The sequence below is a fragment of the uncultured Campylobacter sp. genome, from assembly GCF_938045465.1.
Classification (GTDB): Bacteria; Campylobacterota; Campylobacteria; order Campylobacterales; family Campylobacteraceae; genus Campylobacter_B.
In genome coordinates this window covers 1-8013 of the sequence record NZ_CALIBF010000177.1, presented here as the reverse complement: position 1 = coordinate 8013, position 8013 = coordinate 1, and the positions used below count along the sequence as shown (strand labels likewise).

At 47.6% G+C, this 8013-nt stretch carries 3 protein-coding genes; all 3 read left to right on the top strand.

Features of this window, described 5'->3' with window-relative positions:
• A partial coding sequence (locus Q0413_RS08615) for a hypothetical protein (RefSeq protein ID WP_298988835.1) occupies positions 1-295 on the top strand: 295 nt, incomplete at its 5' end.
• 47 nt (positions 296-342) lie between these two features.
• On the top strand, positions 343-5511 hold the full coding sequence (locus tag Q0413_RS08610) for an alpha-2-macroglobulin family protein (protein WP_298988816.1): 5169 nt from the start codon (positions 343-345) through the stop codon (positions 5509-5511).
• Positions 5512-5781: 270 nt separating this feature from the next.
• A complete protein-coding gene (locus Q0413_RS08605) occupies positions 5782-7332 on the top strand; it encodes a flavocytochrome c (RefSeq protein WP_298988804.1) in 1551 nt (516 codons plus the stop codon).
• The last annotated feature ends 681 nt before the right edge of the window (positions 7333-8013 follow it).

Sequence of the window (8013 nt, the reverse complement as noted above, 5' to 3'; positions counted from 1 at the left end):
GGCGTCGCAAAATTCTATCTTGCAAAATTCTACAGAGCAAAATTCGGAGGCGCAAAATTTCACAGCGAAAAATTTCACAGATCAAAATTCCTCGCAGCAAAATTTTGTGGCACGCGATTTCACCACGCAAAGCCTAGCGCCTGCAAATTCTAAAGTTAAAACAGGAGAATATTTTGCGCGCACTAATGGCGAGGCTTTTACGCTTAACCTCGGCGCAGGGGATTTCGAGCTTGGCTGCTTGGACGAAAATGCAAATTTCGCTAAAGCAAATTTTAGAGTAAATGAAAGAAAATAAAAGGTTAATTTGTATATAATTTCGTAAAATTTTTGCAAAGGAATTTTATGAAGACAAAACTACTAAGCGCAGCGCTATTTTGCGCTTTGGCTAGCTTTGCCGCAGGCGTAGAGATCAAATACGCTAGCGGGGCTTACGAGATTAGCGGGGTGGATGGCAGTGGATTTAGTGTCACGCAAAAGCAGATCTTAAAATGCACTCCCAAAATCACGGGCACCTACGAAAGCGTGAGCGAGAGCTCAATCAGGCTTTATCCAAAGCCGATGCTTAGCGCCGGGGTTAATTATTCGTGCGAGGCGCGCGGGGTGCGCTTTGAGTTCGAGACAGAGCCTTTTAGCACCGAGCATATCGCGCTTCTGCGTCCGGGGTTAGTGGCAATTAAATTTAACGATGTGGTTAGCAAGGACGCGCTACAGCAAGCGACTAGAATTTACCGCGCGCAGAATTTAGCCCAAAACGACATATCCTACGAGCTTAGCTCGCACGATGATAGGAATTTTTTATTCAGCTTCGATCCTAAGGCGCAAAACGTCGTATTGCAAATAGAATCCCTCACCTCAAAAGCGGGCGCAAAGCTGCAAAATCCAGTGGAGCTGCGCACGGACGAGGAGCCTTTTAATGATAGCATTAACGCTTCAAATTTAAGCGGCGTGCAGATCCGCCCTGCGGCTCTAAAAGACGGCTCGCTCGCAGCTAGAGTGTGTTTCCCTAACTATATGGACGAGCTGTCCGCCAAATACGTAAGAATCGCAGGCGTGAGTAAATTTAGCCTCACTCAGCCGCGATATTATTATTACGACGAAGATGAAGAGGGCGGCGAAAGCGACGATCCTTCATGCTACTACTATGCAGATATAGTAAGCGACGAGTTTATGCCGAATAAAAGCTACGAGATTAGGCTGCTAAAGGGCTTCGGAGATAGCTCATATATCTTGCGTGACGAGATCAAACAAAGCGTAAAAATGGGCGATAGGCTGCCTTTCGTAGCCTTTAGCGACGAGAAAAATTTTATCCCAAAATCCGCTTCGTTGGCATTTAAAAGCTCAAACGTAAATGAGGTTAAAATTTCGATTGCCAAAGTCCCTGAGCAAAATTTTAGGTATTTTTTAAACTTTGAAAGCAACGAAGATAGCGTAGGTGGGCTAGCTAGCGAGATCGCGGTTAAGAGCTTTGATATAGGGGGCGCTAAAAACGCCGTTGCGGAGCATAAAATCGCGATGGATTTTAAAGGCTACGAGGATGGAATTTATAAAATCACGGCGTTTTACAAAGTGGGCGAAAAGATGCAAGAGGTTTCGCGCGTAGCCTATCTTAGCGACATTACGGCTCAAGTGGTGCTGCTTGAGCGCGGTGCGCTCGTTTATACTTCTAGGCTTAGTAATGGCGAGGAGCTAAGCAGAGCGAAGGTTAAAATTTACAGCGATAAAAACGAGCTAATTGCAGAGGATAAAACGGACGGAGATGGAATTTTGCGATTAGAAAATATGGAAATTCTAGCCAAAAATCCGCGCTCTATCGAGATTAGTAAAGGCGATGAGCATGCGTTCGTGCTATTTAATAACGCCGTAGCAAGCGTCGAGAAAACGATTACTGCAAAGCGTCCGTTCGTTTATCTTGCAAGCGAGCTGATAAGTCCGAATGAGCGGCTTTTAGGCACGATCGTGATGAAAAATCGCGATTTTAGCTCTTTAAAAAATACGCCGATTAAATTTAAAATTTACGATCCTAGCGGCACTGTGGTCATCACGCGCGCGCAAAACACCGATGAGTTCGGTAGCGTTAAAATCGATGAGCTGATGGGCGAGAAAAGCGGCACTTACCGCCTAGATCTCATCTATGAGGACAAAATCATCGCTTCTAAAAGCTTCAGCGTAGAAAATTTCGTCCCAAACCGCATTAAAAATGAAATTCTCACTGCTAAAGACGAATATGGCGCGGATGAAATCATAACTTTAAAGCTAAGCTCAAACTATCTTGCAGGCGCGCCGGCTGGAGATTTGAAAGGCTCGCTGGAAGCAAACGCCTATGAAAAAGAGCTAAAAATTAAAGGCTACGAGGGCTTTTCGTTTCTAAACGATCGCTTAAAGAAAAAGGGTGCTACGCAGCTTCGCAGGGCAGAATTTACGCTAAGCCCCGCCGGTAAAAAGGAGCTTGCACTCTCGCCGGCAGCAGCTGATCTTAATGTCTCTAACGCCATAAATATTCTACTAAATTTCAGCGTAACCGAGGAGGGCAAAAACGTAAGCGCATATCGTAGCCTGAGCTATCTGCCTTATGATCGTATCGTAGGAATTCGCGCGAGCAAGGATTTTATTTCAAGCGGAGATAGCGTAAAATTCGGCTTTGCGCTACTAGATTCCAAAACTAAAACCGACGTCAAAGGCAAGATCGACGTTGAAATTTACCGAGACGATTTTACTTACGTTTATGACGGCAACAGATACGTCGAGCAAGAAAGCTTTAATCTCGTAAGCGCCGTTAGCACCGATGCGCGCGAGTTTGAGTACAAATTCCAAAACGGCGGCAATTATCTAATCGTCGCAAACGATTACTCAAGCGGCGCAAGTGCTGGCGTGCGCGTGGACGTAAGCGGCTGGGGATATTATGGACGAGTAAACGCTAAAGACGTACAAAGCGCTAAAATCAAACTCGCAAGCGACAAGGTTAAAGCCGGAGATAAAATTAAAGGCGTCATCAATTCGCCGGTAGAAAGCGGCGTGCTAAATATCTCGCTCGTAGGCGAGCAGGTTTACGACTATAAAATTCTATCCATAAAAGGCGGTAGCGCGGAATTTGAGCTTAGCGTACCGGATAATTTCGTCGGAGGACACATCAACGCTGTAATCGCGCGCGCTGCGACACCCGCTGCGATGCCGCTTAGAGCCTATGCAAACGTGCCGGTGGCGCTAGATGCGAGCTCGCACAAGGCTGGCGTGCAAATCCTGGCCGAGAAAAGCTACAAAAACGGCCAAAACGCGCAGATCAGCGTAAAAAGCGAGCCAAATTCCAAAGTCATACTCTACGCAGTCGATCTTGGAATTTTAGATATCGTCTCACAAGAGGAGCTCGATGCATTTAAGGCGTTTGACGTTAGCGCGTATTTTGCGCTGCGGTACTTTGACATTTACGACGATCTTAGCGTGTATCAAACTACTGCTAAAGAGCTAAGCTTCGGCGGCGACGGCGTGATGGCGAAAGCTAAACGGAATTTAAGCCCGGTCGAAAACAAAAAGCAGAAAAAATTTATCAAAATGCTGATCGCAAAAGCGGATGCAAACGGCGAGGCGAAATTTGAGCTTGCGATGCCGAAAAATTTTAACTCAACGATTCGACTAAGTGCCATGGCTATCGGAGAGGCGGCTACGATCGGCTCGGCAAACGTCGAAGCTAAGGTTCGAGACGACGTGATCATAAAACCGGCAGATCTAACCTACATGGTACGCGGCGATGAAATTTCCGTGCCGCTAACGCTCATCAACACCACCGATAAGGAGCAAAAGGCGGTCTTGAAAATCAGCTCATCTCCTGCGGTTGCTATAAGCGGCGGTGAGGCAAATTTCACGCTCAAACCGCTTGAGGTCAAGCATACGAGCTTCACCGCGAGCGCGCTTGATATTGCGGATGCAAATATTAAATTTGATCTTGACGCAAACGGGCAGAAATTTAGCAACGACGTGGAATTTGACATAATCAGCCAGTTTCCGCGCTCGAAGCTATTTCACGTAAGCTACGGCGATAAGCCGGTAACTCTCAAAATCGATCCGAGTTATAAAGAAATTTATACTCACATCAGCGCTACGCCTAATGCTTTTAGCCTAGCGGACGAGCTATATCTCTATCCTTACGGCTGCACCGAACAGCTTGCTTCAAGAATGATAGCGGTTGATTATGTCGCACGCAAAGACTCCAATAAAACCTTAACCAACCGCGTAAACGAGTATGCAAGTAGAATTTTATCTCGCCTCAAACCTAGCGGCAGTTTCGGCTACTGGAGTGCTCACGGCGTTACTAATTACTACGCTTCGATTTACGCAAGCGACGTTTTACTAGAGCTTGATACGCGCTATAAATTCCTTAGCAACAAGCAAAGATCGCTGATATTTAGCGCCTTAAAATCAGACTACGAAGATCAAGCGACGCTTCGAGTATATGCGGATTTCGTGCTAGATCAATACGGCAAGCTGGATGACGATGAGATAAATTTCGTTTACGACAACGGCCTTTATGACAACTCGCCGATGGCTCGCATCGCTATGGCTGCGATACTTAAAAAGCACAATATGACGACCGAGTTTAACTTCATGCGTGAAAAAATAAACCAAATGGATTATGATTACGCCGAAGACGGAGCGGGTTTGACATTTGCTAGCGACGTAAGAGATGCTGCCTTTAAGCTTTACGCATTTGGCAAGGCTGGCATCAAAGATGATAGCACGGCTCGCACGGTCGATGCGATCATTCGCGATCTAAAAAATATAAACAACACGCAGGAGCGAGCGAGCGTCATACGCGGATTTGATGAGTATTTTAAGGATTCGAAAAAAGAAGCCCATTTTGCATTAAAATACGACGGCGAGGCGAAAAATTTCAATTCACCGTTAGATACCAAACTCGCGGTTAAAGACGGCGCGATAGAATTTACGCCGATGAGCGGCAATGGCGAGCTATTTTTTACCGCTCTTGGCTTTGGATATGAAAGCGCGCCTTTAAAGCATGAGGCTTTGAGCATACAGAGTCTAAACGCTCATTCTATGGATAGCAAGAGGATTGAAATTTATCGTGAATTTATAGATGCTCGCGGCAACATAGTCGATCTAAACAAGCTTAAAGTAGGGCAGAAAATTTACTCTAAGATCAGCTGGCGAGCGAATTATTATCTGTATAATTTCGTAATCGACGAGGCGATGCCTAGCTGCTTTGAAGCGGTCAATGAGCGTCTGGGCTCGGCTGCGCAGGCTAGAGTCGAGGGCATGCAAGACAGCGTGGCACTAGAACACACGGAGTATCTGTATGACCGAGTGCTTCGCTTCCCAAAAAGCGGCTATTTCTATTATGATCCGCGAGACGGAGAGAATAGCAGCGGCGTCATCTATACTCCGATAAACGTGATTATGGCTGGCTCGTGCGCGCTTCCTGCGATCTCTATCGAGGATATGCAATACGAGCAGGTAAATAACTACGATCTGCAAACGCTTAAATTTAAAGTCGCTCGCTAAGGGTTAGCGATTTTAAGGCTCGGCGCGAATTTTGCATTAATTGCGATTTTCGCGCCGAGATTTTTATTTGAAGCGAATATTTCACAAATGAGCGCCTGATAAAATTTTAAAATTTTAATTCCGCTCGCCCGCCGAATTTCAAAATTTTATATTAATCCCTAAATTTCATAGCTTTTTACTATCCATTCATAACGTTATTCTATTTGACTTACCTTTAAATTCGAGTTATCATTTCTTTTAAATATACACTTTTAATTAAAGGAGTTGCAAATGCAAGACGTATCAAGACGTAGTTTTTTAAAGATTAGCGCGGTGGGTGCGGGGGCGCTTGCGCTGGGATCTAGTAGCGCGTGCGCGGCACAAAACGCCAAGGATGTCAAATTTGACGAGGAATACGACATCGTCATCATCGGCACCGGTTTTGCTGGACTTGCCGCAGCGATTAAAGCTAGCGGACGCGGTAAAAAGGTGCTGGTGCTTGAAAAAATGGGTCGCGCGGGCGGAAATTCCGTCATCAACGGCGGAAATATGGCTGCTCCGATGAATAAATTTCAAGTCGCACAAGGCATCAAGGATAGCAAGGAGCTTTTTATCGCCGATGCTGTAAAAGACGGACTCGGGCTCAATCATACCGATCTTTTAGGCGTGATGTTTGATCGCAGCAACGATGCGGTGGATCTTTTGGTGGGCTGCGGAGCGGAATTTAGCGACAAGCTGATCTTTGAAAGCGGCCACAGCGTCGCAAGAAGCTTGCAATCAACCAACGGCTCGGGCTCGGGCTACATCCAACCGATGATGAACAAGCTTCAAAACGATTCCAACGTCACGATCAAGACCCGCACGAAATTTGACGATTTTATCGTGGACGACAGCGGCCGCGTCGTAGGCGTAGAAGCGCGCGAGGAGTATAAATTTGATCCGAAACTCTTTAGCGATGATCTGGAAAATAAAAGCGGCGAGAAAAAGAGCTATAAAGCCAAAGACGGCGTTTTACTGGCTTCGGGCGGATACGGACGCGATCTATGGTACCGCCAGATCCAAGATCCGCGCGTAGTGCCTAGCATAGACAGCACCAACCATCCGGGAAGCTCGGCGGGAGCGATGCTAGCGGCAAACAGAATCGGCGCTTTTACCCTTCTAACGTCGTGGATTCAGTTCCTTCCGTATTGCTCGCCAGATGAAAAGGGCTTCGGCGCCGCAGTAAATTTCACCAACCACTGCTGCAACACCTACGGTCTGACCGTCGATCCAAAGACAGGCAAGCGCTTTATGGACGAGCACGCAGGGCGCAAGATCAAGGCGGATGCCTGCTTTAAGGTTATCGGCGAGAGCGAGAAAAACGACAACTATCCGGTAAACGTCTGCGACTCTCAAGCCGTCGCCGCGCGTAACCCGGTCTATACATCAAGGCCGCTGGAGGCGGGCGTCGTGAAGAAATTTGACACGCTAGAGGAGCTTGCGAAGGCTTACAATCTGCCGCTGGAACCGTTTTTAAAGACCGTCGCGGATTATAACTCTTACGTCAAAGCGGGCAAAGACCCCGAATTCGGCAAAGTGGTTGATAAGCTAGACGGCATCGACGTTTCCAAGCCGCCGTTTTACGCAAGCCGCACGATGCCGAAGGTACACCACACGATGGGTGGACTTGAGATCAATACCAAAGCTCAGGTCATCTCGAGCCTTACTCACGAGCCGATCCCGGGGCTTTGGGCTGCGGGCGAAGTAACCGGCGGCGTGCACGGCGCGAGCAGGCTCGGAACCTACGCGATCCTTGATTGTATGGTTTTCGGAATGATCGCGGGCGAAACAATCGGGGCTTAAATTTAGTGCCTGCGAAATTTCGGCGCGAAGTAGCGGTACGTGCTTTGCGCCGAAATACTCCGCACGCCCTAAACGGCCCATATAAATCGCGGCGTGTCGCTATCTACGATCAGATACGAGGCGGCAAAGCACATTGCGGCCGGCAAGGCGGCTTAGCGTGCGAAGCGGTAAAATGTGCGCGGTCTAAAAAGGCTCTGCCTCGCGAGCTGTAGCGCTAGAGAGGGCCGGGCGGCGCGCGCAGTAGCAGCGAACCGTCCGTACCGTCGCCAAATGCCGCGGCGGTAAAATTCAAAGCATAAAATTTCAAATGCTTAAAATTTTAAAATTTCATAACGCTAAATTTTACGACTGCTCCCGAGTCCGCGCTGCGTAAGCCCTGTTTTGTGCATATCGTGCACACTAGGTTTAACCGCCGCTTTTATGACGCCGCGGCGCAATCGCGCGATCAGATTTTAAAATTTCATGCGCTTTTTGCGTAAAATTTCATCCTCTTAGCAATCAACGGCGCTAAATTTCGCTAAAATTCGTCACACGAAGCAACTCGGGAGACGGGCATGATAGCGATCTATTTTAGCGCTACGGGCAACACGAAGCATTGCGCGAGTAATCTCATCGCTCATCTTGGCGGCGTCTGCGTCTCGATCGAGAGCGAGGCTTGCGGCGAGCTTTTAAAGCACCACA

Excerpts from the sequence above, each read along its gene's own strand:
- Q0413_RS08610 (WP_298988816.1), top strand. The coding sequence starts at position 343 with ATGAAGACAAAACTACTAAGCGCAGCGCTATTTTGCGCTTTGGCTAGC.
- Q0413_RS08605 (WP_298988804.1), top strand. The coding sequence starts at position 5,782 with ATGCAAGACGTATCAAGACGTAGTTTTTTAAAGATTAGCGCGGTGGGT.